Origin of the sequence: Nocardiopsis sp. NPDC006198 (genome assembly GCF_040613895.1) — a bacterium.
Classification (GTDB): Bacteria; Actinomycetota; Actinomycetes; order Streptosporangiales; family Streptosporangiaceae; genus Nocardiopsis; species Nocardiopsis tropica.
Map to the genome: position 1 here is coordinate 20,675 of NZ_JBEXSY010000039.1, position 25,396 is coordinate 46,070.

22 protein-coding genes are annotated in these 25,396 nt (G+C 72.4%); 3 read left to right on the plus strand and 19 right to left on the minus strand.

Annotated features, from left to right (window positions below; all coding sequences use genetic code 11):
* Window positions 1-23 precede the first annotated feature (23 nt).
* Window positions 24-1,571 (minus strand): histidine ammonia-lyase, encoded by a 1,548-nt coding sequence (gene hutH, locus ABZ234_RS23015; protein ID WP_355013407.1) that lies wholly within the window; start codon window positions 1,569-1,571, stop codon window positions 24-26.
* Window positions 1,572-1,710: 139 nt separating this feature from the next.
* Window positions 1,711-2,466 (minus strand): TioE family transcriptional regulator, encoded by a 756-nt coding sequence (locus tag ABZ234_RS23020; protein WP_355013408.1) that lies wholly within the window; start codon window positions 2,464-2,466, stop codon window positions 1,711-1,713.
* Between the two features lie 288 nt (window positions 2,467-2,754).
* On the opposite strand from ABZ234_RS23020, the gene ABZ234_RS23025 reads away from it, so the two are divergent.
* Window positions 2,755-3,516, plus strand: a complete 762-nt coding sequence (locus tag ABZ234_RS23025) for an IclR family transcriptional regulator (RefSeq protein WP_355013409.1) — start codon at window positions 2,755-2,757, stop codon at window positions 3,514-3,516.
* On the opposite strand, the gene ABZ234_RS23030 is transcribed toward ABZ234_RS23025, so the two are convergent.
* Window positions 3,508-4,188 carry a hypothetical protein gene (locus ABZ234_RS23030; protein WP_267948991.1) on the minus strand — a complete coding sequence of 227 codons (681 nt, stop codon included), beginning with the start codon at window positions 4,186-4,188 and terminating at the stop codon, window positions 3,508-3,510. The two genes, ABZ234_RS23025 and ABZ234_RS23030, sit on opposite strands and share 9 nt — an antisense overlap.
* A gap of 133 nt (window positions 4,189-4,321) precedes the next feature.
* Here ABZ234_RS23030 and ABZ234_RS23035 point away from each other — a divergent pair, with 133 nt between their 5' ends.
* Window positions 4,322-4,579 (plus strand): hypothetical protein, encoded by a 258-nt coding sequence (locus ABZ234_RS23035; protein WP_267948990.1) that lies wholly within the window; start codon window positions 4,322-4,324, stop codon window positions 4,577-4,579.
* A gap of 374 nt (window positions 4,580-4,953) precedes the next feature.
* On the opposite strand, the gene ABZ234_RS23040 is transcribed toward ABZ234_RS23035, so the two are convergent.
* The 10 genes from ABZ234_RS23040 to uvrC form a co-directional block, all read right to left on the minus strand.
* Window positions 4,954-5,328, minus strand: coding sequence for an RNA polymerase-binding protein RbpA (locus tag ABZ234_RS23040; protein ID WP_267948989.1), 375 nt, complete (start codon window positions 5,326-5,328; stop codon window positions 4,954-4,956).
* Window positions 5,329-5,409: 81 nt separating this feature from the next.
* Complete coding sequence (gene secG, locus ABZ234_RS23045; protein WP_267948988.1) at window positions 5,410-5,646, minus strand: preprotein translocase subunit SecG; 237 nt, start codon at window positions 5,644-5,646, stop codon at window positions 5,410-5,412.
* Between the two features lie 290 nt (window positions 5,647-5,936).
* On the minus strand, window positions 5,937-6,713 hold the full coding sequence (tpiA, locus tag ABZ234_RS23050) for a triose-phosphate isomerase (RefSeq protein WP_355013410.1): 777 nt from the start codon (window positions 6,711-6,713) through the stop codon (window positions 5,937-5,939).
* A gap of 72 nt (window positions 6,714-6,785) precedes the next feature.
* Window positions 6,786-7,970 carry a phosphoglycerate kinase gene (locus ABZ234_RS23055; RefSeq protein ID WP_267948986.1) on the minus strand — a complete coding sequence of 395 codons (1,185 nt, stop codon included), beginning with the start codon at window positions 7,968-7,970 and terminating at the stop codon, window positions 6,786-6,788.
* A 136-nt stretch (window positions 7,971-8,106) separates the two neighbouring features.
* A complete protein-coding gene (gene gap / locus ABZ234_RS23060) occupies window positions 8,107-9,111 on the minus strand; it encodes a type I glyceraldehyde-3-phosphate dehydrogenase (RefSeq protein WP_267948985.1) in 1,005 nt (334 codons plus the stop codon).
* Between the two features lie 331 nt (window positions 9,112-9,442).
* Window positions 9,443-10,423, minus strand: coding sequence for a DNA-binding protein WhiA (gene whiA, locus ABZ234_RS23065; RefSeq protein ID WP_267948984.1), 981 nt, complete (start codon window positions 10,421-10,423; stop codon window positions 9,443-9,445).
* Window positions 10,424-10,624: 201 nt separating this feature from the next.
* Entirely contained in the window at window positions 10,625-11,017 is a 393-nt protein-coding gene (locus ABZ234_RS23070) for a DUF488 family protein (RefSeq protein WP_355013411.1), read from the minus strand.
* A 36-nt stretch (window positions 11,018-11,053) separates the two neighbouring features.
* The gene (gene yvcK / locus ABZ234_RS23075; RefSeq protein ID WP_355013412.1) at window positions 11,054-12,028 is read right to left on the minus strand and encodes a uridine diphosphate-N-acetylglucosamine-binding protein YvcK; all 975 of its coding nucleotides are present in this window, start codon (window positions 12,026-12,028) and stop codon (window positions 11,054-11,056) included.
* 286 nt (window positions 12,029-12,314) lie between these two features.
* Window positions 12,315-13,199: an RNase adapter RapZ gene (gene rapZ / locus ABZ234_RS23080; protein WP_267948981.1), complete on the minus strand. Its 885-nt coding sequence runs from the start codon at window positions 13,197-13,199 to the stop codon at window positions 12,315-12,317.
* The gene (uvrC, locus tag ABZ234_RS23085) at window positions 13,196-15,223 is read right to left on the minus strand and encodes an excinuclease ABC subunit UvrC (protein ID WP_355013413.1); all 2,028 of its coding nucleotides are present in this window, start codon (window positions 15,221-15,223) and stop codon (window positions 13,196-13,198) included. The genes rapZ and uvrC overlap by 4 nt, the downstream gene beginning before the upstream one ends.
* 231 nt (window positions 15,224-15,454) lie before the next feature.
* Between uvrC and ABZ234_RS23090 the strand changes: the two genes are divergently transcribed.
* Window positions 15,455-16,588 (plus strand): mechanosensitive ion channel domain-containing protein, encoded by a 1,134-nt coding sequence (locus ABZ234_RS23090; RefSeq protein WP_355013414.1) that lies wholly within the window; start codon window positions 15,455-15,457, stop codon window positions 16,586-16,588.
* A gap of 93 nt (window positions 16,589-16,681) precedes the next feature.
* On the opposite strand, the gene ABZ234_RS23095 is transcribed toward ABZ234_RS23090, so the two are convergent.
* The 6 genes from ABZ234_RS23095 to ABZ234_RS23120 form a co-directional block, all read right to left on the minus strand.
* Window positions 16,682-17,068 (minus strand): Rieske (2Fe-2S) protein, encoded by a 387-nt coding sequence (locus ABZ234_RS23095; RefSeq protein ID WP_267948978.1) that lies wholly within the window; start codon window positions 17,066-17,068, stop codon window positions 16,682-16,684.
* Window positions 17,069-17,201: 133 nt separating this feature from the next.
* Window positions 17,202-17,903, minus strand: a complete 702-nt coding sequence (locus ABZ234_RS23100; RefSeq protein WP_355013415.1) for an RDD family protein — start codon at window positions 17,901-17,903, stop codon at window positions 17,202-17,204.
* Between the two features lie 231 nt (window positions 17,904-18,134).
* Window positions 18,135-20,969: an excinuclease ABC subunit UvrA gene (gene uvrA / locus ABZ234_RS23105; protein ID WP_344186041.1), complete on the minus strand. Its 2,835-nt coding sequence runs from the start codon at window positions 20,967-20,969 to the stop codon at window positions 18,135-18,137.
* A gap of 322 nt (window positions 20,970-21,291) precedes the next feature.
* Window positions 21,292-22,311: a TerC family protein gene (locus ABZ234_RS23110; protein ID WP_344186040.1), complete on the minus strand. Its 1,020-nt coding sequence runs from the start codon at window positions 22,309-22,311 to the stop codon at window positions 21,292-21,294.
* A gap of 375 nt (window positions 22,312-22,686) precedes the next feature.
* Window positions 22,687-23,769 (minus strand): glycosyltransferase family 4 protein, encoded by a 1,083-nt coding sequence (locus ABZ234_RS23115; RefSeq protein ID WP_267948974.1) that lies wholly within the window; start codon window positions 23,767-23,769, stop codon window positions 22,687-22,689.
* Window positions 23,766-25,388 (minus strand): lipid II flippase MurJ, encoded by a 1,623-nt coding sequence (locus ABZ234_RS23120; RefSeq protein WP_355013429.1) that lies wholly within the window; start codon window positions 25,386-25,388, stop codon window positions 23,766-23,768. Before ABZ234_RS23120 ends, ABZ234_RS23115 begins: the two co-directional genes overlap by 4 nt.
* Between the last annotated feature and the right edge of the window lie 8 nt (window positions 25,389-25,396).

Consider the following 25,396-nt stretch of genomic DNA (forward strand, 5'->3'; position numbering starts at 1 on the left):
CCCGGTGCCGGGCCGCGCCGGGGTCAGGCGAGCGCGGTGACGGTCTCGGCCGCCCCGACCACGGATCCGTCGGCGACCATGGCCGCGACGGCGGCGATCTCGGGGGCCAGGTGGCGGTCGGGGCCGGGGCCGTCGACCCTCTCCCTGACGGCGCGCAGGACGGCGCCGGTGGCCGGGCCGGGCCGCAGCGGCGACCGCAGGTCCAGGGCGCGGGCGGCGGTGAGCAGTTCCACCGCGAGCACGCTGGTCAGGCCGTCCACGGCGCGGCGCAGTTTGCGGGCGGCCGACCAGCCCATGGACACGTGGTCCTCCTGCATGGCCGAGCTGGGGATGGAGTCGACGCTGGCGGGGACGGCCAGGCGCTTCAGTTCGGAGACGATGGCGGCCTGCGTGTACTGGGCGATCATGTGCCCGGAGTCCACGCCGGGGTCGTCGGCGAGGAAGGCGGGCAGCCCGTGGGAGCGGGACACGTCGAGCATGCGGTCGGTGCGGCGCTCCGCGATGGACGCGGTGTCGGCGACCGCGATGGCGAGGAAGTCGAGGACGTAGGCGACGGGCGCCCCGTGGAAGTTGCCGTTGGACTCGATCCGCCCGTCGTCGAGCACGACCGGGTTGTCGATGACGCTGTCGAGTTCGCGCCCGGCCACGAGGAGGGCGTGGGCGAGGGTGTCGCGCGCCGCTCCCGCGACCTGGGGGGCGCAGCGCAGGGAGTAGGCGTCCTGGACGCGGTTGCAGTCGGGACCGCGGTGGGAGGCGACGATCGGGGAGTCGGCCAGCAGGGCGCGCAGGTTGGCGGCGGAGGCGGCCTGCCCCGGGTGCGGGCGCAGCCGCTGGAGCTCGTCGGCGAACACCCTGTCGGTGCCCAGCAGCGCCTCGACGCTCATCGCGGCGGTGATGTCGGCGACCTTGAGCAACCGCTCCAGGTCCGTGCAGGCCAGCACGAGCATGCCGAGCATGCCGTCGGTGCCGTTGATGAGGGCCAGGCCCTCCTTGGCGCCCAGCTCCACCGGGCGGATCCCGGCCTCGCGCAGCGCGATGGAGGCGGGCTTGGCCTCACCGGCCGCGTCGCGCACGTCGCCCTCGCCCATGAGCGCGAGCGCCACGTGCGACAGCGGCGCCAGGTCGCCGGAGCAGCCGAGGCTGCCGTACTCGTGGACGACAGGCGTGATCCCGGCGTTGAGCAGGGCGGCGAGGGTCTCGACGGTGGCGGCCTCGACGCCGGTGCTGCCGGAGGCCAGGGTGCGCAGGCGCAGGAGCATGAGGGCGCGTGTGACCTCGCGCTCGACCTCGGGCCCGGTGCCCGCCGCGTGCGAGCGGATGAGCGAGCGCTGGAGCCGGGCGCGCAGGTCGGGGGCGATGTGGCGGGTGGCGAGCGCGCCGAAGCCCGTGCTGACCCCGTAGGCGGGGACCTTGCCCCGGGCGAGGGCCTCGACCCGTTCCCGGCCGTGCCGGACGGCCTTGCGGGACTCCTCGGAGAGGGTGACGCGGGCGCCGTGGCGCGCGACGTCGAGGACCTGGGCCGGGGTGAGCGGGGCGCCGCCGACGACGACGGGAGGAACTGCTGTGGACATGCCCCCATTGGACCGCCCGGACGGCCCCGGGTGAAGCGCTGACACGGCGGTTCCGTCTGACATCTCAGACGCACGGGCGCGGGCGCCCTCCGCCGACCGCGGCCGGGGCGGACGGGCGCGGTTCCGGGGCGTCCGGTCCTCAGCCGGGCGGCGCCCCCGCGGTCCGGCCCGACTCGGCCCGGCCCCGTGCGGCCCGGGCCCGCACGTCCAGGACCCGGCTGAGCAGGGCGGCCGCGTGGAGCATGGCCGCGCCCCGCGCGGTCAGCCTGCCCTGCCAGTCCTCCAGGGCGCCGGCCAGGGTGTCGGCGCCCCCTGCCGTCCGGATCCGCTCGACCACCGCGGCGATGTGCCCCAGGGGGTGGCCCCCGCGCCGGAGGAGGTGGGCCAGCTCTGCGTCGCGGACGTCGTGCGGGCCGAACACGCGGTATCCGGTGGAGGGGTCCCGCCCGGGGGCGAGGATGCCGGCGGCCTCCCAGTTGCGCAGGGTCGCCGGGGTGACGCCCAGGCGGCGCGCGAGCGCGCCGACGGTGCGGGTCCCGGTGTCCGCCGGCGGCTCGGGAGCGACATCGGCCCGCCCCGTCAGGTGTCCGACCGCCTCCCGCACCGCGGCGAGGGTCTCCCGGTCGCGGAGCAGCTGGAGGTGGCCCCGGTCGATGGCCTCCAGGGCGTCCTCGGTCCGGCCGCCGTGGAGCGCCCGCATGATCCTGCCCGCGGACGGGTACCCGTGGGCCGGGACCAGGGCGAGGTAGGCGCGGAGGGCCGCCGCGTGCGCCTCGGTGTAGATCCGGTAGCCGCTGGGGGTCCGCTCGGCGGGCGGCAGGAACCCGTCCCGCTCGTAGTTGCGTACCGCCTGGGTCGAGATACCGTGCTCGTGCGCGAGGTCGGATGGTCGCATCGTGTTCCCTGGTTGGAGACTTTTCCGGAGGCCTGTTCGGCGGAGTCGGCCGAGGCCTCAACGGTTCTTTCAAGGATAGGGCGAAGGCGCCGGGACCGGGCGCAGGGGTTTCCCCTCCGTGTCCCGCACCTCCGGCGGAGAACCGGGACGGCCGGTACGCCGTCCGCGGCCGCCGTCCGCGCCCGGCCGGCGGTACCCGGGTCCGCGCCGCCCGGGGTGGATCGGGGGCGGGCGGGCCGGGGCCGTTCGGCCCCTGCCGGGGACGGCGGGGCGTGGGACAATCGACGCATGAGCCTCGTTCCGGCCGCGACACGGGCCCTGCGGCTGCTCCGGTTCCTGGCGGCGCGCCCCGGTCCGGTGTCCGCCTCGGCCATCGCCGCCGGGCTCGGCCTCCCCCGCTCCAGCGTCTACCAGCTGCTGGAGGCCATGGCGGAGGAGGGGTTCGTGACCCACCTTCCGGAGGAGCGCCGCTGGGGCCTCGGCGTGGCGGCGTTCGAGATCGGCTCCGCCTATCTGCGCCACGACGGCGTGGAACGGCTGGCCCGCCCCCTGCTGCACCAGCTCACCGAGAGCACCGGCGCGACCGCCCACCTGGGCGTGCTGCACGGGGCCGACACCCTGTACCTGCTCAAGGAGCAGCCGCCGCACGCCGCGCCGCTGATCACCGGGGTGGGGGTGCGCCTGCCCGCGCACCTGACCGCGTCGGGGCGGGCGATGCTGGCGCGCCTGCCCCGCGCCCAGGTGCGTGCCCTGTACCCCGACGCGGCGGCGTTCACCGACCGCACCGGGCGCGGGCCGACCACCCCCGGGGAGCTGCGGCGGCTCCTGGAGGAGGAGCGGCGCCAGGGCTGGTCCATCGAGGACGGCCAGGTCACCGAGGGGTTCGTGTCGGTGGCGGCGGCGGCCTCGGACCACAACGGCCACCCCGCCGCGGCGATCAGCCTGACGGTCCCGAGCGCGCGACCGGTGACCCCGCAGGCGCTCGCCGGGAGGGCGCGCGACGCCGCCGCGGAGCTGACCCGGCGGCTGGACGGGCGCGCCTCACCGTAGCGGCGGTGTCCGCTCCACGACCGAGGGCAGCGGCGCGGTGCGCTCCACCATCCGCAGGATCCTCTCCTTGTGCTCCTTGGGCACCTGCACGTAGAACTGCGTGGGCGCGTCCACCGGGTCCAGCCCGAGGCTCTCGGCGGTCTCCGCCCAGCTCGGCAGTTCGGTCCCGGTGCGGTGGGTGTCGAGCACGAACTCGATGAAGTACGTCAGCCGGCGCCCGCCCGTGTGCACCTCGCGGACGCGGCGGATCTCGGGCCACGCGATGAACGTCCCCTCTCCCGGGAACCACCACTTGCGCTCCTGGAGGACCGTGACGCCGTCGCTGTCGGCGCTGATGCCCTGGCGGGTGATGCGCTGGGGCAGTCCCCGCACCAGGAGGAGGTTGCTCCCCGGCCCGACGAAGAGCATGGTCAGGCCCGCCACCGCCCACAGCGAGACCGATCCGACGGTGGACTCCTCGCGCAGCACGTGCCAGACCATGGAGCCCAGGACGACCAGGAAGCCCAGGGTGAGGGCGCCCGAGAAGTACGCGGCGGTCATCCACATCCGCGTGTTGGGGCCGCGCAGGCTGACGTACCGGCGCAGGTGCGAGACACCGCCGGGGGGCTGGGTCAGGTCCGAGGGGATGCCCCGCACCGCAGGGGGCACGTCCGCGTTTTCGGGGGAGGCCATACCCCCCATTCTTCCAACTCTTTCGGGTGCTCCGTGCGGCGGAACCCCCTGGAACGGGCCCGGCGGTGGCCGCGCCCGGCCAATCCCGCCAAAGTCCGGGCGGCCGGGGCGGCAGCCCACTAGAGTCCGGTCCATGAGGCCCAACGCGAACGAGTACGAGACCGAGCTGCGGCTCAACGGCGAGGTCATCGTCCTCGACGGCATGCCCTACCAGGGCCGCACCGTGCTTCCGGAGGGGCCGGAGCAGTTCGCTCCCCTGGAGCGCTGGGCCAAGGGGGTGGCCGAGACCCTGGGAGAGCCGGTGACCTGGCGTGCCGTGGAGAAGGGCGAGCTCGCCGGACGCGGAACCGTGCAGCCCGGTCCCGGGGCTCAGAACCGCCGGGCGCTCTGAGCCCCGCACTTGGCGCACTGGAACTTGCGGTCGTCGCCGAGAATCCAGTCGTGGTCCCCACCGGTAGGACACGCTGACATCGACACCATCTCCTCAAGGGGCTTCGGGGGTGTGCGTGGCGATCACCCTATGTCCCACCAGCCACATCAGTCCCGAGAATGAGAGAGTTGTTCCCTTCTTCATGTCTAAGGAGGGTTTTCAGTCAACCTGGCCCGAATTTCGCCACTCTCCGATTTCAACCGCACACGCGCCGTGACGGCGGAGGCCTTCCGGGCGGGAAGGGCCGGCCACGAGCGCCGCGGCGGCCGCGAACGCGGGAAGGGGCCCGTCGCGACGGCGACGGACCCCTTCCGCGAGGTCTTGGGGACCCCGGCCTAGTTCTGTGCGGCGGCCCTCATGTGGGCCTCGACCGCGGCGCGGTCGGCACGCAGCTTGGCGAGGGCCTCGTTCAGGATGAGCTTGCCCTCCTCCTCGCTGCGGCGCTCCTTCACGTACGCCAGGTGGGTCTTGTAGGGCTCGGTGCGCGGCGGGGAGGGGGGGTTCGCCTTGTCCTTGCCCGCGGGGAAGCCGCAGCGCGGGCAGTCCCACTCGTCGGGAACCAGAGCTTCGCTCGCGAAACTGGGCACGACCTCGTGCAGGTTCGCGCAGTAGAACGGAACCCGCACGCGCGGGGCTGCCTCGCCCCGCTCCGCCTCGCCCATGGGGCCGGCTCCGACACGGCTGCCACGGATGGCACTGCCACTACCCACGAAAAACTCCTTCAGCGAACTGGCCCACCGGATGATCGGGCGAGCTTGACTGTGGACTGGGGGCGCCCCGCGGCTCGCGGGTCACATGCCCCGGTTGATCAGCAGGCCGAGAACGACGATCGAGAGGATCCACGCCACCGCGATGACGATGGTCATCCGGTCCAGGTTGCGTTCGACCACCGAGGATCCGCCGAGCGAGGACGTGACGCCACCGCCGAACATGTCGGAGAGGCCGCCGCCCTTGCCCTTGTGCATGAGCACCAGGAGGACCAACAGCACGCTGAGAAGCATCACGAAGATGGACAGACCGAGGATCACACGCTCACCCGTAGCTCGACCCCGCAGCGGGGGGATGGAAACCTCGATCCCCCATTTCCCGCCCGTACCGGCGGCGGCGCCGCGGCACCGGGCCTGTACGGAGAAGGGGAAGGAGGAGACCGGGGACAATTTCGGATTTTACCGTGCCTTGGCGGCACGGGTGGGGAAACCGCGAGGCACGGAGAACCCCACAGCGAAGTCTAGCCCGACCGGCGGACCTGTCGGGCACTCCGCCCGTCACCGTTCGACATCGAAGGGTGACGGGCGGGACGGGACGAGACGCCCGGGGACTACTTCTCGCCGAAGCGGATCACCTTGACGAACTCGTCCGCCTTGAGGCACGCGCCGCCGACCAGGGCGCCGTCGACGTCGTCCTCGGCCATGATGCCGGGGGCGTTGTCGCCCTTGACCGAGCCGCCGTAGAGCACGCGCACCGCGCCCGCGACCTCGGGCGAGTAGAGCTCGGCCAGGCGGGCGCGGATCGCCGCGCACACCTCCTGGGCGTCCCCGGGGGTGGCGACCTCTCCGGTCCCGATGGCCCACACGGGCTCGTAGGCGACCACGATCCGCTCGGCCTGCTCGGCCGTGACCTCCTTGAGGGCGCCGTCCAGCTGGGCCAGGACGTGCTCGACCTGCTGTCCCGCCTTGCGGACCTCCAGGCCCTCCCCGACGCACAGGATCGGCACGATGCCGTGCCTGTAGGCCGCCTTCACCTTGGCGTTGACCAGGGCGTCGTCCTCGTTGTGGTACTCGCGGCGCTCGGAGTGGCCCACCAGCACGTAGGAGCAGTCGAGCTTGGCGAGCATGGCGCCGGAGATCTCACCGGTGTAGGCGCCCTTGTCCTGCGCGGAGATGTCCTGTGCGCCGTAGCCGATCTTGAGCTTGTCGCCGTCGACCAGCGTCTGGACGCTGCGCAGGTCGGTGAACGGCGGCAGGACGACGACCTCGGCGTTGTCGTAGTCCTTGTCGTTCAGTCCGAACGCCAGCTTCTGGACGAGCGCGATGGCCTCCAGGTGGTTGTTGTTCATCTTCCAGTTGCCCGCGATGAGCGGCAGGCGCTTGGCCATGTTCGTACTTCCTGTCTGGGAGGGATCGGGTCGGTGGCCGACCGTGTGCGTCGGCCTTCCGGGGGCGCGGTCCTACCGGAGGGCGTCGATGCCCGGCAGGTCCTTGCCCTCCAGGTACTCCAGGCTGGCGCCCCCGCCGGTGGAGATGTGGCCGAAGGCCTCCTCGTCGAAGCCCAGCGCGCGCACTGCCGCGGCGGAGTCCCCGCCGCCGACCACGGTGAACGCGTCCGAGTCGACCAGGGCCCGGGCCAGGGCACGGGTGCCTCCCGCGTACGGCTCCATCTCGAAGACGCCCATCGGGCCGTTCCAGAACACGGTCCTGGCGTCGGCCAGCTTCCCGGCGAAGAGCTCCTGGCTCCTCGGGCCGATGTCCAGGCCCATCCGGTCGGCCGGGATGGCCTCGACGTCGACCGGGGCGTGCGGGGCGTCGGCGGCGAACTTCTCGGCCGCGACGACGTCGACGGGCAGGACGATCTCCACGCCCTCGCGCTCGGCGCGCTCCAGGTAGCCGCGCACGGTGTCGAGCTGGTCGGCCTCCAGCAGGCTGGAGCCGACCTCGTAGCCCTTGGCCTTGAGGAACGTGAACACCATGCCGCCGCCGATGAGGATGCGGTCCGCGGTGCCCAGCAGGTTGTCGATGACGCCGAGCTTGTCGGAGACCTTGGAGCCGCCCAGGACCACCGCGTAGGGGCGCCGGGGGTCGGCGGTGAGAGTGCGCAGGACCTCGACCTCGGTCAGGACGAGCCCGCCGACGGCGTGCGGGAGCTTGCCGGGGAGGTCGTAGACGCTGGCGTGCTTGCGGTGCACGGCGCCGAAGGCGTCGCCGACGTACAGCTCGGCGAGCTCGGCGAAGCGGTCGGCGAGCTCGCCCCGCTCCGCGTCGTCCTTGCTGGTCTCCCCGGGCTCGAAGCGCACGTTCTCCAGCAGCGCGACCTGGCCGTCCCCGAGGGAGGCGGCGGTCGCCCGGGCGGACTCGCCCGCGGTGTCGGCGGCGAAGGCCACCTCGGCGCCCAGCAGCTCGCCCAGCCGGGCGGCGACGGGCCGCAGGGAGTAGCGGGGGTCCGGGGCGCCCTTGGGGCGGCCCAGGTGCGCGGCGACGATGACGCGGGCGCCGCGCTCACGGAGCTTGACGATGGTCGGCAGGGCCGCGCGGATGCGACCGTCGTCGGTGATGCGTTCTCCGTCCAGGGGCACGTTCAGGTCGGCCCGGACGAACACGCGCTTGCCGGAGACGTCGAGGTCGTCGATCGTCCGCATGCTGGTCTCCTCGTTGGGGTGTGGTCTGCTCTGTCCCGGACGGTACGGCCGGGGGGTGCTCACGACGGCACCCCTCCGCGCGCACTGCGGGCGAAGGGGTGCCGTCTCACGCGCCGGTGGCCAGGGGGCCGAGGCGTTACAGGCTGGAGCCGACCAGCTTGGCCAGGTCGGCGAGGCGGTTGGAGTAACCCCACTCGTTGTCGTACCAGCCGAGGATCTTGACCTGGTTGCCCGCGACCATCGTCATCTTCGAGTCGAAGGTGCAGGAGGGCGGGGTGCCGACGATGTCGGACGAGACGATCTCGTCCTCGGTGTAGACCAGGACGTCCTTGAGCGGGCCCTCGGCCGCGGCCTTGAACGCGGCGTTGACCTCGTCCTTGGTGGCCGGGCGCTCCAGGGTGACGACCAGGTCGGTGGCGGAGCCGTCCGGGACGGGGACGCGCATGGCCATGCCGTCGAGCTTGCCCGCGAGCTCGGGGATGACCAGGGCGGTGGCCTTGGCGGCGCCGGTGGTCGTCGGGATGATGTTCTGCGCGGCCGCGCGGGCACGACGCAGGTCCGAGTGCGGGAAGTCCAGGATGACCTGGTCGTTGGTGTACGCGTGCACCGTGGTCATCAGGCCCTGGACGATGCCGAAGCTGTCCAGGAGCACCTTCGCCATGGGCGCCACGCAGTTGGTGGTGCAGGAGGCGTTGGAGATGACGTGGTGGCTCGCGGGGTCGTACTTGTCGTCGTTGACGCCCATCACGACGGTCAGGTCCTCGCCCTTGGCGGGCGCGGAGATGATGACCTTCTTGGCGCCCGCGGCGATGTGCTTCTTGGCGTCCTCGGCCTTGGTGAAGCGGCCGGTGGACTCGATGACGACGTCCACGCCGAGGTCGGACCAGGGCAGCTGGGCCGGGTCGCGCTCGGCGAGGACCTTGATGTTCTTGTCGCCGACGCGGATGAAGTCGTCACCGACCTCGACGTCGCCGTCGAGGGTGCCGAGCACGGTGTCGTACTTGAGCAGGTGCGCGAGCGTCTTGGTGTCGGTGAGGTCGTTGACCGCGACGATTTCGATGTCGCTGCCGCCGGCGGCGACCGCTCGCCAGAAGTTGCGGCCGATCCGACCGAAGCCGTTGACGCCTACACGGATGGTCACGGAACCAATCTCCTCATATGTCGCACATCAGTTTCACCCGCGCGTTCGCACACTCCCGGGGAAACCGGACTGGTACAGCCCGACCCAACCGTGTTGAACAGCGTGAACGCGTAACAGGTGTTCACAAAGAGCCTAGCGGAATGTCGACGGGGAGCCGTTCCGACCCCGCGTCCAGCGACCCGCCACCCCTCGCGGGTTCGCGACCATCCTGACATCGCAAAGCTAAGAGGTCTATACCATTTTCGGAAGTTATCCGGGAGTTTTCCCAGTTAACAAAGCCGAACATCCGTATTGCGGCCCTGTTGCCGCCCCTCCCCTGCCCTCCCGGGGCTCAGGGGACGAGCATGTCCGGAGTGAGGTTGGCCTCGGTCCCCTCGATGCCCAGGTCGCTCGCCCGCTTGTCGGCCATCGCGAGGAGCCTGCGGATGCGGCCGGCGATGGCGTCCTTGGTCAGCGGCGGGACGGACAGCTGGCCCAGCTCCTCCAGCGACGCCTGCTTGTGGGCCAGGCGCAGCTGGCCCGCCGCGACGAGGTGCTTGGGCGCCTCGTCCCCCAGGATCTCCAGGGCCCGCTCCACGCGCGCCCCGGCCGCGACCGCCGCACGCGCGCTGCGCCGCAGGTTGGCGTCGTCGAAGTTGGCCAGGCGGTTCGCGGTCGCCCGCACCTCCCGCCTCATCCGGCGCTCCTCCCACGCCAGCACGCTCTGGTGCGCGCCCAGCAGGGTCAGGAGGGCGCCGATGGAGTCGCCGTCGCGGACCACCACGCGGTCGACGCCGCGCACCTCCCGCGCCTTGGCGTGCACCTTGAGTCGGCGTGCGGCGCCGACCAGCGCCAGCGCGGCCTCCGGCCCGGGGCAGGTGACCTCCAGGGACATCGACCTGCCCGGCTCGGTCAGGGAGCCGTGCGCGATGAACGCGCCCCGCCACGCCGACTCGGAGTCGCAGGCCCCTCCCGCCACCACGTGCCGGGGCAGGCCCCGCACCGGGCGGCCGTTGTTGTCCACCAGGCCCGTCTGCCGGGCCAGGGACTCTCCGTCCTTGATCACCCGCACCACGTACCGGTTGCCCTTGCGCAGCCCGCTCGGGGAGAGCACGACCACCTCGGACTCGTGTCCGAACACCTCCGAGATGTCCTTGCGCAGACGCCGCGCGGCCGCACCGGTGTCGAGCTCGGCCTCGATCACGATCCGCCCGCCCACCAGGTGCAGTCCCCCGGTGAAACGCAGGATGGTGGACACCTCCGCCTTGCGGCAGCATGGCTTGAGAATGGCCAGACGGCTCAACTCATCCTTCACCACGCCGGTCATCGCCATCGCTGCGATCCTCCCCTTGGAACAGCCCGAACCGGCACCGCGCGCCCGGTACCGGGGATGCGTCCCCGCGGGCTGGCCGCCGGGGACTTTCTCCGAGGCAGACTACGTTACGGGACGCTCGGTGCCGACCCCCGGACGGCGTGTCGCCCCCGCGCCCTCCCTCCCCGCCGGGGCGCTGTCGGCCTTCGTGTCGGTGTGGGGTCAATTGCCCCCCGCCCCCGATAGGAGCTCCTCCAGGCGGTCGCGCAGGACGACGGCGTGGTTGTGCTCCCCGTCCTTCGCGGCGTACAGGAGGGTGACCGGCCCCCGGCGGGCGGCGTCGAGGATCGGCGACAGCGCGTCGGGGCGCGAGTCCAGCTCCGCCCGGTAGCGCTCGGCGAACTCGCGGAAGCGCTCCGGGTCGTGGCCGAACCAGGCGCGCAGCTCACTGCTCGGAGCCGCCTCCCCGACCCAGCGGACGCCCTCCATGGAGGCCTTGCTCACCCCGCGCGGCCACAGCCGGTCCACGAGGAAGCGGGCTCCCGGAGGTTTCCCGCCGCCCCGGTCCCGCACCTCGTCGTAGACGCGCTCCAGGTACACGTTCCGATCGGCCATGAGGCCGGTCTTCCCCGGACGGCGGCCGGAGGAACGTCAGTCGACCAGGATCCGCTCGAAGGCCGCCGCCAGCAGCTCGGCGTCGTGGCGGGGGCTGCCGTCGGAGCGCGACAGGTCGTCCAGTTCCAGGCGTCCGCCCAGCTCACGCGTGACCGCCCGCAGCGGCGCCGCGTCGTCGACGGTGCCGCGGTCGGCCAGCACCACGTCCACCCCCAGCTTGGGGGCGTGCTCGCGCAGGACCTCCAGGTAGGTCTCTGGCCGGAAGTCGTCGGTCTCGCCCCTCTGCGGGGACAGGTTGAGGGTCACCAGCCGCCGGGCCCGGGTGGTGACCAGCGCGTGGGCCAGATCGGGGACCAGCAGGTGCGGGAGCACGCTCGTGAACCAGGACCCGGGGCCGAACACGATCCAGTCGGCCTCGCGCACCGCCTTGACGGCCTGCGGGCTCGCGGGCGGGGCCTCGGGGATCAGGGAGACGGAGCGCACCCGGCCGCTGGTGCTGGCGCACGCCACCTGCCCGCGCACCGTCGTCAGCTCGTCGGGCCGCTCCGGGTCCACGCCCGAGACCTCGGCGGCGATCTCCAGCGGGACCGAGGACATCGGCAGGACCCTGCCGTGGGCGCCGAGCAGCTGCCCGACCCAGTCCAGCCCGGCGACGGAGTCGCCCAGGAGTTCCCACAGGGCCACGATGAGCAGGTTGCCGACGGCGTGGCCGTGCAGCTCGCCCTCCGAGCTGAACCGGTGCTGGAGCACCTGGCTCCAGGTGTGGCCCCACTCGTCGTCCCCGCACAGGGCGGCGAGCGCCATGCGCAGGTCACCGGGCGGGAGGACCCCCAGCTCCTGCCGGAGCCGACCGCTGGAACCACCGTCGTCGGCGACCGTGACGACCGCCGTCACGTCGGTGGTCACCCTTCGCAGCGCGGAGAGGGAGGCGTGCAGCCCGTGCCCCCCGCCCAGCGCGACCACCCGGGGTGGGCGCGGCCCGTCCCCGTCCGGCCCGGTGCTTCTCGCCATGGCTGTGGCCTGCCCCCTCGTCCCGACTGCAGCGGACGCGCCGGACCGTGCCGCCGAGGACGGCGGGCAGCAGGTCGGCACACGCCCCCGGTCCGCCGGCGCCCCGTCCGCGCGGGGAACGGCACCAGCGGTGACCGGGCCAATCTAGGGGAAGACGCCCCTCTTGGCGATTCGGTTGACCCGCCCTGCCTCCCCCGGGCGCGCGACCGGCCCGGTTCGGCAGTGCCGGTGTCCCCCGTCGGCGCGGGGGACGGCCGGCCGGACGCCCCCGCGCGCGTCCCCTCCCCTACTCCCGGCCCACGTCGCGGTGCACGACGTGCACGTCGACCCCCTGTCCGCGCAGCCGGTCGGCGAACTGCTCGGCCATGGCCACGCTCCGGTGCTTGCCGCCGGTACAGCCCACCGCGAGGGTCATGTAGTGCTTGCCCTCGCGCTGGTATCCGGCGATGGTCAGCCTGAGGACCTCCGAGTACGCCTCCAGCATCTCCTTGGCCCCGTCCTGGGACAGCACGTAGTCGCTCACCGGCGCGTCGCGGCCGTTCATGGGCCTGAGCTCCGGCACCCAGTGGGGGTTGGGGAGGAAACGGCAGTCGAGGACGAGGTCGGCGTCGACGGGGAGCCCGTGCTTGAAGCCGAAGGAGACCACGTTGGCGCGCGGCCGGGACTCGTCGCTCTCCCCGAAGAAGCCGATCACCCGTGCCTTGAGCTGGTGCACGTTGAGCTGAGAGGTGTCGATGACCAGGTCCGCCTCGCCGCGGACGGCGAGCAGCGTCTCGCGCTCGCGCGCGATGCCGTCGGTCAGACGGCCGTCTCCCTGGAGCGGGTGCGGCCTGCGCACCCCCTCGAAGCGGCGGACCAGGGCGTCGTCCCCCGCCTCCAGGTAGAGCACCCGTGCGACGATGTCGCGCTTGCGCAGCTCCTCCACCGTGGACAGCAGGTCCTCGGTGAAGGCCAGTGAGCGCACGTCCACGACCACCGCGACCCGGGGGACCGCCCCGTGCGTGCGGCCGGCCAGCTCGATCATCGTGGGCAGAAGGCCCGGTGGCAGGTTGTCCACCACGAACCAGTCCAGGTCCTCCAGGGCCCTGGCCGCCGTGCTGCGGCCCGCACCGGACATCCCGGTGACGATGACCACCTCGGGCGGTAGCTCCCCGCCCAGTTCGACCGTCATGTGTCTCCTTCCCCGTCAGTGGTGTCTCCTGCTGAGGCCCCGTCACCCTCCCCGCCCCGTCCGGCGGGGCCGCCGGACAGGTGCGCGTGCACGGTCTCGGCCAGCTTGGGGCCGATGCCGGGCACGTTCGCGATCTCCTCGGCCGAGGCCGAGGCAAGTCTCTTCACCGAGCCGAACTCCTTGATCAGGGCGGACCTTCGCGCCGGGCCCAGCCCGGGGAGCTCGTCCAGGCTGCTGCCGGTCAGGGCCTTGGCCCGCTTCTGCCGGTGGTAGGCGATGGCGAAGCGGTGCGCCTCGTCGCGCAGCCGCTGGAGCAGGTACAGGCCCTCCCCGGTGCGCGGCAGGATCACCGGGTCCTCGTCGCCGGGCAGCCACACCTCCTCCAGGCGCTTGGCCAGGCCGCAGACGGCGACGTCCTCGATGCCGAGCTCGTCCAGCGCGCGGCGCGCCGCCTCGGCCTGGGGCCTGGCTCCGTCCACCACCACCAGGTTAGGCGGGTAGGCGAACTTCCCGGGTGACGGTTCGTCGTCGGTCCGGTGACCACCGGGGGCGCCGGTCTCTCCCATCCGGGCGACCTCGCCGCTCCTGGAGCTCTCCTCCAGGTAGCGGCGGAACCGCCGCCTGACGACCTCGTACATGGCGGCGACGTCGTGCTGCTCGCGGTCGCCCTCCCCGCTGCCGCGGATGGAGAAGCGGCGGTACTCCGACTTGCGCGCCAGCCCGTCCTCGAACACCACCATGGAGGCGACCACGTGCTCCCCCTGGAGGTTGGAGATGTCGTAGCACTCGATGCGCAGCGGGGCCTCGGCGAGGTCGAGTGCCTCCTGGATCTCGTTGAGGGCGCGGCTGCGCGTGCTCAGGTCCCCCGCCCGGTGGGTCTTGTGCCGGGCGAGCGCCTCCCTGGCGTTCTTCTCGACCGTCTCCATGAGGGACTTCTTGTCCCCCCTCTGCGGCACCCGCAGGTCGACGGCGGAGCCCCGGTGCCCGGAGAGCCAGGCGGCCAGGGCCTCGGGGTCGGCGGGCTCGTGCGAGACCAGGACCTCGCGCGGCACGGCGGTGCCGGTGCCCGCGCTCTCGTCCGTGCCCTCGGCCGCCCCGTAGAGCTGGCCCAGGAACGTCCGCATGAGCTCGGCGGGGCCGGCGTCGGTGACCTTGTCCACCACGTAGCCGCGCTGTCCGCGGATACGGCCGCCGCGCACGTGGAAGATCTGCGCCGCCGCCTCCAGCGGGTCGTCGGCCATGGCGATGACGTCGCAGTCGGTGGAGTCGGGCAGGACGACGGCCTGCTTCTCCAGGGCGGCGCGCAGGGCCTCGATGTCGTCGCGGATGCGCGCGGCGCGCTCGTACTCCATCTCCCCGGCGGCCTCCCTCATCCGCGCCTCCAGCTCGCGGATGAACCGCCCGGTGTCCCCGGCCAGGAAGGAGCAGAAGTCGTCGGCGAGCTCGCGGTGCTCCTCCGGGGTGGCCTTTCCCACGCACGGCGCGACGCACTTGCCGATGTAGCCGAGCAGGCACGGGCGGCCGCTGTTGCGCGCGCCGCGGAACACCCCCGCCGAGCAGGTGCGCACCGGGAAGACCCGCAGCAGCAGGTCGACCGTCTCGCGGATGGCCCAGGCGTGGGAGTAGGGGCCGAAGTAGCGCACCCCCTTGCGCTTGGCGCCGCGCATGACCTGGACGCGGGGGAACTCCTCGTTGAGGGTCACCGCCAGGTAGGGGTAGCTCTTGTCGTCGCGGTACTTGACGTTGAACCGGGGGTTGTACTGCTTGATCCAGGAGTACTCCAGCTGGAGCGCCTCGACCTCGGTCCCGACGATCGTCCAGTCGACGTCGGCCGCGGTGGAGACCATCTGCTGGGTGCGCGGGTGCAGCCCCGCGAAGTCCCGGAAGTAGGAGGAGAGGCGGGACCGGAGGCTCTTGGCCTTGCCGACGTAGATGACCTGCCCCGACGCGTCCCTGAACCGGTAGACGCCCGGCGAGGTCGGAATGGATCCGGGTGCGGGACGCAGGTGAGGAGTCACAGCCATGGCCCCATTCTGGTAGGTCGGAGGGACAGACGGCCACTCGCGGCCCGCCCGGGGCCGCCGTGGCGGGGCTCACGCCGGCCGCCGGGGGCTGCGGCGCCCCGGTGGCGGAGGGGCCCTCGCGTGCGGGCGCACCCCATGGTCATGCAAACGTCACGATTGCGCATCTGCATGGTCTAGGTTGGGCGGGTACAGACGAACTTCCGGACATGAACGACAAGGAGGACCCTCGTCGTGGACCCCTCCCAATGGATCGCGATCGGCATCGCCGTCACGCTCGCTCTGCTGCTGGTGTTCGCCATCAGATGGGTGCTCAAGAACAAGCTGGCCAAGGCCTGGCGCGTCGCGGACTACGTGGTCGCGCGCACGCGCGTCTCCGGCTACACGGCGGCCGCGGTGGTCGGCGCCAACCTCGCGCTGCCCGAGCGGCAGGACGTGCCCTGGAGCACGTACCAGGTCATCGAGCACGCGATGCAGATCCTCATGATCGGGTCGCTGACGGCGCTGGGCATCAGCCTGGCGCACGCCGTCACCGACATGGTCCTCGCCCGGCTGTCGGTCGCCAACGGCGACGCCGACCGCAAGGCCCGGCGCCTCCAGACCCAGGTGCGGCTGCTGCGCCGGGTCATCACGTCGATCATCGTGGTCCTGGCCATCGCGTCGATACTGTTCACGTTCGACTCCGTGCGGGCGCTCGGCGCCGGGCTGCTGGCCTCCGCGGGCATCATCGGCATCGTCGCCGGTGTCGCGGCCCAGTCGACCCTGAGCAACCTGTTCGCCGGGCTCCAGCTGGCCTTCAGCGACGCGCTGCGCATCGGCGACGTGGTCGTGGTCGAGGGCGAGTGGGGGCGCGTCGAGGAGCTGAGCCTGGTCAACGTCACCATCAAGATCTGGGACGAGCGCCGCCTGGTCGTGCCGGTCGCGAACTTCACCACGACCAGCTTCGAGAACTGGACCAAGCAGGGCACGGCGATCACCGCGAAGGTCATGCTCCCCCTGGACTGGGAGGTCCCGATCGCGGAGCTGCGCGAGGAGGCCGGCCGCCTGATCACCTCCAGCTCCAACTGGGACGGGCGCAGCTGGTCGTGCCAGGTCGTCGACGTCACCCAGACGGGCGAGGTGATCGTGCGGGTGGTAGCGACCGCCGCCGACACCGGGGCCCAGTGGGACATCGCCTGCGAGATCCGCGAGCACCTGATCGGGTGGCTGGTCGCGCACTACCCCGAGTCGCTGCCGCGCAGCCGCACCGAGTTCGTCTCGGGGGACGACGACGCCTCGTACGCCACGCAGTTCCCCACCTCGGCGTTCCGCCGCCGGGAGCCGAACGGCGTCACCGGCCCTCCCGGAGGAGACCCCGGGGAGAGCTGATCCGACGCGAACGGCGCCCGGGGCCCCGCGCCCCGGGCGCCGTCGTGCGTGCGGGACCGATCCTCCCGGGGCCGGGCCCCGGGCCGCTCCTGGTCAGTCCAGGATGATGTCCTCGCCGTCGATCGTGACTGTGAACCCCTCCAGCGGCTCCTGCGCCGGACCGGTGACCACCTCGCCCGTCGAGATGTCGAACTCGCTCCCGTGGCACAGGCACCGGATGACGTCGTCGACCTCCTGGACGGTGCAGCCCCCGTGCGTGCAGGAGGCGCTGAACGCCCGGTAGTCGTCCTTCTCCGGCTGGGTCACCACCAGCTTGCTGTGGTGGAAGACCGCGCCCGCCCCCTCGGGGACGTCGGTGGTCTGGCCGACCACCTGGCCGCGCCGGACGTCCTGCGGACGGGGCGGTTCCCCGCCGCAGGCGCTCACGGCCGTGACGGCCGCCGCCGCGCCCGCCGTTCCGAGCAGGCTCCGCCTGCTCACCCCGCACCCGCACGTCCTCTTACCGGCCACGACCGAACGCTCCCTCACCTGCGCGGAAATATCACTACACAATGTAGTAGGCATGGAGGGGTGCCCTGCGCCGGGGCCCCTCGGGAAACTCCTCCGGCCGGGGCTACGGGGCCGGGGGGTGCGCCTGCGGGTCGGCGACGTCGAGCACCACGGTCCCCGCGATCCTGTCGTGCAGGCCCTGCCGGTTGGGCCTGTTCCAGGCGGCCATGCCGCCGGTGAGCACCGCCATGACGGCGACCAGCAGCCACCAGAGCCAGCCGAGGGCGAAGAACAGCAGGTACACGAACAGGAAGGGCAGCGCCAGCAGCGCGGCGCGCACGACCAGGGCGGTGATGCGCACGGCGCCCAGGCTGCCGGTGCCCTCCACCGGCGCCACCTTCAGCCCCAGCCTGCGCTTGCCCAGGGTCTGGTGCCGGCGGGCGAGGGCGAAGGTCTCGTAGCCGGTGTAGAACGCGAACCAGACCACCGACAGGAAGACCGGGTACCTGTCCTCGATGCCCTGCGTCGACCCGTTGGAGACCTGCTGGACTCCGACCCAGGCCAGCGTCACGACGAGTCCGACGAGCAGCGCGGGCAGGGCGACCAGGACGAGGTCGATGAGCCTGGCCAGGACCCGGGTCCGCCAGCCCGCCAGCGGGTACAGCCGCTCGGGCCCGGGAGGGGCGGAGGGGGCCGCGTGCCCGCCGCCGGGCACGGTGGTCTCGGCCGGGTCCGCGGGGGCGTGCCCGTACGCCCGGTCGTGGGGCGGTTCCTGGCGGCCCTCCGGCCGCACTCCGTGTTCGGGTCCGGGCGGGGGAGCGTTCATGGCGGTGGCCGACCTCCTGGCTGTCGAGGGGCTGCCCGGGGCAGGGTGGCGCACGGACACGCCCGACTGTACCCACCCGGCGGCACCCGTCGTGAACGGGTCGATCCGCTGTGGCCGGCCCCTTCCGGGGCCCGCCCGGCGCCGGGCGTCCCGTCCCGGCCCCGGCCCGGGACGGCGAGTGGCCCGCCCCCGCCGAACCCGGCGGGGGCGGGCCCGTTCGGCCCCGGACCGCTAGAGCAGCTTGGCGAGGAACCGCCCGGTGTAGGACTCGGCGACCGCCGCGACCTCCTCCGGGGTGCCCTCCGCGATCACCGTGCCGCCGCCCGAACCGCCCTCGGGTCCCATGTCGATGACGTGGTCCGCGGTCTTGATGACGTCGAGGTTGTGCTCGATGACGATCACCGTGTTGCCGGTGTCCGCCAGCCGGTTGAGCACGCCCAGCAGCTTGCGGATGTCCTCGAAGTGCAGGCCCGTGGTCGGCTCGTCCAGCACGTACACCGTCCGGCCGGTGGAGCGCCGCTGGAGCTCCGCCGCGAGCTTGACGCGCTGGGCCTCACCGCCCGAGAGGGTGGTGGCGGGCTGCCCGAGCCGGACGTACCCCAGGCCGACGTCGTCCAGGGTCTGGAGGTGGCGGCGGATGGCGTTGATCGGCTCGAAGAACTCCAGCGCCTCGGAGATGGGCATCTCGAGCACCTCGGAGATGCTCTTGCCCTTGTAGTGGACCTGGAGGGTCTCCCGGTTGTACCGGGCGCCGTGGCAGACCTCGCAGGGCACGTAGACGTCGGGCAGGAACTGCATCTCGATCTTGAGCGTGCCGTCGCCGGCGCAGGCCTCGCAGCGGCCGCCCTTGACGTTGAAGGAGAACCGGCCGGGCTGGTAGCCGCGCGTCTTGGCGTCGGTGGTCTGCGCGAACAGCTTGCGGATGTGGTCGAAGACCCCGGAGTACGTGGCCGGGTTGGAGCGCGGGGTGCGCCCGATCGGGCTCTGGTCGACGTGCACGACCTTGTCGACCTTGTTCATGCCGTTGACCCGCACGTGCCGGCCGGGCACGTCGCGCGCCCCGTTGAGCTCCTTGGCCAGCGCCTTGTACAGGATCTCGTTGACCAGGGTGGACTTGCCCGAACCGGACACGCCCGTGACGGCCGTGAACACGCCCAGCGGGAACGCGACATCGATCCCGTGGAGGTTGTTCTCCCGGGCGCCCTTCACCACCAGCTCGTGCCCCTTCGTGAGGGGGCGCCGCCCCTCGGGGAGCGCGATGACGCGCCGGCCGGACAGGTACTCGCCGGTCAGCGACGTCTCGGAGGTGAGGAGTTCGTCCACGATGCCGGACACCACGACGTGTCCGCCGTGCTCGCCCGCGCCGGGGCCGATGTCCACCACCCAGTCGGCGGCGCGGATGGTGTCCTCGTCGTGCTCGACCACGATCAGCGTGTTGCCGATGTCGCGCAGCCGCTGGAGGGTCTCCAGGAGGCGGGCGTTGTCGCGCTGGTGCAGGCCGATGGACGGCTCGTCGAGCACGTACAGCACTCCCACCAGACCGGAGCCGATCTGCGTGGCGAGCCTGATCCGCTGGGCCTCGCCGCCGGAGAGCGACCCGGAGGAACGGGCCAGGCTCAGGTAGTCGAGGCCGACGTCGAGCAGGAAGCCGAGGCGGGCGTTGATCTCCTTGAGGACCTGGGCCGCGATGACCGCGTCGCGGTCGGAGAGCGTGAGCCCGGCGAGGAAGGCGGCGCTGTCGGTGAGCGACATCTGCGCGACCTCGGCGATGGACCGGCCGCCCACCGTCACGGCCAGCACGACCGGCTTGAGGCGGGTCCCCTCGCAGGTGGGGCAGGGCACGGTGCGCATGTACCCCTCCAGCCGCTCGCGACCGTAGTCGCTCTCGGTCTCGGAGTGGCGGCGCTTCACCCAGGGGATGACGCCCTCGAACTCGGTGTAGTAGGAGCGGTTGCGCCCGTACCTGTTGCGGTAGGTGACGTGGACCTGGGTGTCGTGCCCCTCCAGGAGCGCCTTGCGCGCGCGGCGCGGCAGCCTCTCCCAGGGGGTGTCCAGGTCGAACCCGACGGCCTCGCCGACCGCGGTCAGGATGCGCTCCCAGTAGCCGCTGTTGGGCCCGCCCGACCAGGGGCCGATGGCGCCCTCGGCCAGCGTCTTCTCCGGGTCCGGGACCAGCAGCTCGGCGTCGACCTCCATGCGGGTGCCCAGGCCCGAGCAGTCGGGGCACGCGCCGTAGGGGGCGTTGAAGGAGAAGGAGCGGGGTTCGAGCTGCTCGAAGGAGAGGTCGTCGTAGGGGCAGTAGAGGTGCTCGGAGAACACCTTCTCCCGCTCGGCGTCGTCGGCGTCCAGGTCCACGAAGTCCAGGACGATGGTGCCGCCGGCGAGCTTGAGCGCGGTCTCGACGGAGTCGTTGAGCCGGCCCCGGGCGCTCTCCTTGACGGAGAGCCGGTCCACGACCACGGCGATGTCGTGCTTGTCGTAGCGGCCCAGCTTGGGCGCCTCGTCCAGGCGCACTGCCTCGCCGTCCACGATCGCCCGGGTGTAGCCCTTGGACTGCAGGTCCTTGAAGAGCTCGGTGTACTCGCCCTTGCGTCCGCGCACGACCGGGGCCAGCACCTGGAAGCGGGTGCCCTCGGTCATCTCCAGGACACGGTCCACGATCTGCTGCGGCGTCTGCCGCGCGATCTCCCGGCGGCACTCCGGACAGTGCGGCACGCCGATGCGGGCCCACAGCAGGCGCAGGTAGTCGTACACCTCGGTGATGGTGCCGACGGTGGAGCGCGGGTTGCGGCTGGTGGACTTCTGGTCGATGGACACCGCCGGGGACAGTCCCTCGATGAAGTCCACGTCCGGCTTGTCCATCTGGCCGAGGAACTGGCGCGCGTAGGCCGAGAGGGACTCGACGTAGCGGCGCTGCCCCTCGGCGAAGATCGTGTCGAAGGCCAGCGACGACTTCCCCGACCCCGACAGGCCGGTGAACACGATCATGGAGTCACGCGGCAGGTCCAGCGAGACGTCCTTGAGGTTGTGCTCTCGGGCTCCCCGGACTACCAGTTGTTCGACCATCGAGTGAGACATCCTTCGGCATAGGCGCACCGGGGCGCGGACCGCGTCCGATGACGGCGGGCGACCCGTGTGTGGCTTCGCGGCGTGGCGGGCGAACGGCCTCAGGCGACCGCCTCGGCCTCGGAATCGGGCCGGTGAGGGGATACGGGGAGGCCTCCGGCCTTCCCCGTCCGTCAAGACTAACGATCGCCGACGTCGGTTTCTTCCACTACGGAGAAGTGGTGGCGCCCTGGCGCTCGCGCGCCAGGACACCACCACTATAGACGAACAGCTGTTCGAAAAAGGCCGTTCCGCAGGATGTCCGCGGGCCGCCCGCCCGAGATCAGGACCTGTCGACCGGAACGTCCTTCTCCTCCTCGACGGCGGGCTTGTTGCGCTCGTCGATCCTGGACTTGACGAGGCTTCCGACGATGGTGATCGTCATGATGCCGAGGATCACGGTCAGCGAGGTGCCGATGCCGATGTCGATGATGTGGATGCCGTTCTCGTGCAGCGCGTGGAAGATCATCTTCACGCCGATGAAGACCATGATCGCCGACAGGCCCCAGCTGATGTAGGCCAGGCGGTCCATCAGGCCGGCCAGCAGGAAGTACAGCTGGCGCAGGCCCAGCAGGGCGAAGGCGTTGGCGGTGAAGACGATGTAGGTGTCCTGGGTCAGGCCGAAGATCGCCGGGATGGAGTCGACCGCGAAGACCAGGTCGATGACGCCGATCGCGAGGATGACCAGGAGCATCGGGGTGACATGGCGCTTGCCGTCGAGCTTCACGGTCAGCTTGGCGCCGTGGTAGTCGCTGCTGACCGGCCAGAAGCGCTTGACCAGGCGGACCACGGGGGTCTGCGTGAAGTCCTTCTCCTCCTCGTCGCCCTTCATGTGGTCACGGACGATCTTGTAACCGGTGTAGATCAGGAAGGCGCCGAAGAGGTAGAACACCTCGCTCCAGGCGTTGATCACCTGGGCGCCGAGGGCGATGAAGATGCCGCGCATGACGATCGCGATGACGATGCCGACGAGCAGGACCTCGTGCTGGTACTTCCTGGGCACCGCGAAGGAGCTCAGGATGAGGTAGAACACGAAGAGGTTGTCGATGCTCAGGCTCTTCTCGGTGACGAAGCCCGCGAAGTACTCCGCGCCGGCCGAACCGCCGCCGAAGTACCAGACCCCGAGACCGAAGAGGATGGCGATGCCGATGTAGAAGGCCGCCCACCAGGCGGCCTGCTTGATCCCGAACTCCTGGGGACCCTTGTTCTTGCTCCAGGGGTGGTCGACGATGGCCAGGTCGATCACCAGGATGGCGATCATTCCACCGATCGTCGCAGCCCACACCCACATGGGAACGTCCACAGACGGATTCTCCTCCGGTTGGTGCGCGCGAGCAGTGTGCACGCACGTCGAACTACCGGAGGTCTCTCCCGCTCACGTCCTGAGGACGTGAACCGACGGCACCGGGAGAACGACTCTGTACTCCGTGATGACGACACCGCCGCGACAGGGATACTCCCCTCACGTGAAACCAAGGGTACCGGTCGTGCGCACTCCGTGACACACCTTCGGACCCACGGATCAGGATGGCATCTCCGGCCTCTCCCGGGAAGAGGCGGCGGCGGTGGTATTCATCGCTCCTCCGGGACACATGGGTCAGGCCCCCGGGTAGGGGTCCCCGTCCCCCGGCCCGGGGAATCCTGCCGCGCACCGCCCCCGCCCCCGGCGCCCCGCGGATCAGCGGCGGAGCACCGACTTGTAGACGGCGGCGGCGGCCTCCACCGCGTCCTCCTCGCTCGGCAGCGTCCGCGCGGTCTCCCGTGCACGGGTCCGCAGGTCCGCGGCCAGCACGGGGTCGTCCAGGACCCGCCCCACCGCTGCCGCGAACGCCTCCGTGTCCCCCGGCGGCACCATCAGCACCGTCCCCGCGTACAGGTCGGGGATCCCCCCGACCCGGGTGGAGACCACGGGGAGCCCCGCCCGCAACGCCTCCATGATCACCAGCGACGGCCCCTCCCACCGGCTGGTGAGACAGAACACGTCCGCGGCGGCGAGGAGGTCGGCCACGTCCGAGCGGTGGCCGAGCATGCGCACGTCGGCGTCCATCTCGGCCGCCGTGTCGTGCAGGCGGCCCCAGAGGGGGCCGTCCCCGGCGATCGCGATCACCGGCTCCGGGCTGCGGTCGGCGATGGAGGGCGCCGCGTCCAGGAGCATGTGCAGCCCCTTCTGTTCCGCGAGCCGGCCGATGGTCAGCAGCAGGGGACGCTCGGGAAGGACCGCCAGGTCGGCGCGCGTGGCCTCGCGCCCGTTCAGCGGCGTCCCCGTCTCCGGCGCGGCCACCACCGCGAGGCGGGCCTCCCGCGCCCCGAGCGCGCGCATCCGCCGCACCAGGTCGCCGGACACCCCCAGCACCGCGTCCGCGCGGTGGGCCACGATCCGCTCCAGGAGGGGGTAGGCCAGGGCCAGGAGGCCCCCGACCGGCGGCGGCGCGTTGTGCGCCGTCACCACCAGCGGCCGGGCGCCCGCCAGCGCGCAGAGGGCCCCGGCGCGCATCCCGTGCGCGTGGACCACGTCCGCGCCGCGCGTCAGCGAGCGCAGGAGCAGCACCGCGCCGGGGTCCCCCGCCGAGGGCGCGGGGCCGATGGGCACCGGGGAGAAGCGCAGGCCCTCCGAGGTGAACCCGAACTCCTGCTCGGCCTCGGCCGGGCCGAGCACCGCCACCCGGTACCCGCGGGCGCGCAGTCCCGCGCCCAGTGAGCGGACGTGGCGGCCGACGCCTCCTGTGCTGGTACCGACGACCAGCGCGATCCTGCCGTTCACCGCTTCCCCCTCCTGCGTTCGAGTACGGTCCTGGCCCGGTCGGCGACGGCCCGCACGGCGGCGCGGTCCGCCAGGGCCGCGACCGCCGCGTAGACCACCAGCCCCGCGGCGCCCGCCGAGGCGGCCGCCCCCGCCGACTGCCACACCCCGTCGGCGGGCAGGAGCCCGGCGACCGCACGGCCCGCCACCCATCCGGCGCCGCCGCCGAGGGCGGCGGCCAGCACCGAGCGCGCCACACCCGCCAGGGCGCCGCGGCCGTGCGCGCGCGCCACGCCCGCGCAGAGCAGTACGGCGGCCAGGGTCAGGCCGACCGTGCTGGCCGCGCCCAGTCCGGCGATCGACCATCCCGGGGGGAGCAGCCACACCAGAACCGCGGCGCACACCGTCACCACGAGCCATCCCACCACCTGGGCCGCGGCGGCGGAACGTCCGTGGTGGGACGCGTACAGGGCGCGGCTGAGCAGGGCGACCAGGCCGAAGCCCACCACACCCGGAGCGTAGGCCAGCAGGGCGCGCTCGAGGGTCTGCGGATCCTGCTGGGCGAAGACCCCGGCCACCGGGGCGGCGGCGGCCGCCAGCGCGGTGCCCACCCCGGCTGTGGCCACCACACAGGCGCGGGCGCCTCCGGCGGCGAGCGCGGCGAACCCCTCCCGGTCGTGTTCGGCGTGGGCCACGGCGAGGGCGGTGAAGGCGCTCGTCGCGATGGGGACCGCGATCACCCCGTACGGGAGGGTGAACAGGGCCCACGCGTAGGTGTAGAGCACGGCCGCCCCCGCGCCCCCGCCCCAGTTGGCCAGCGCCACCGACAGCAGGAGGCACACCTGCATGGCCACCAGCGGCAGCAGTGACGCCGCCGCCAGGGAGCGCACCCGCTCCCCCACCCCGGCGGGGAACGTCAGGCGCGGCCGGGGCCCCGTCCTCAGCCGCGCGGCGGGGCCGAGCACCGTCAGGAACAGGGCCGCCGCCCCCGCGGTGGTGCCGAGCGACAGGGTGAGCTCCGCCGCGACCGGCAGGCCCGCGACGTCCTGGCGGTGGCCGCCGCCCAGCGGCACGAAGGCCAGGCAGGCGGCGATCACCACGAGGCTGGACAGCAGCGGCGCCAGTGCGGGCGCCAGGAACCTGCGGTGTGCCTGGAGGACGCCGTACAGGACCGAGGCCAGCCCGTAGAAGACGATCTGGGGTGCGAAGACCACGAGCATGCGGGAGGACAGGGCGAGCAGCGCCTCCCCGTCGCAGCCGGCTCCGGCTCCGAGCATCAGCGCCATCACCGGGGGCGCCGCGAGGGCGAGCAGGACGGACAGCGGGACGGACAGGAGCAGCACCCAGGTGATGAGCGCGGACGCGGTGCGGCGCACCTGGTCGTGGTCGCCGCGGGCGGCGGCCGAGGCCATGACGGGGACGACCACGGCCGTGAGCGCCCCGCCGATGACGATCTCGAACAGGACGGCGGGGATCTGGTTCGCGGTGACGTACGCGGTGCCCAGGCAGGTGTCGCCGACGGTCTGCGAGAAGACCACCGTGCGGCCGAACCCCGCCAGGCGCGCCCCCACGGTGGCCACCGCGATGAGCACCGCCGCCGCGCCGACACCGCTCGTCACGCCGTGGACGGCGCGGGACACCGCGGACA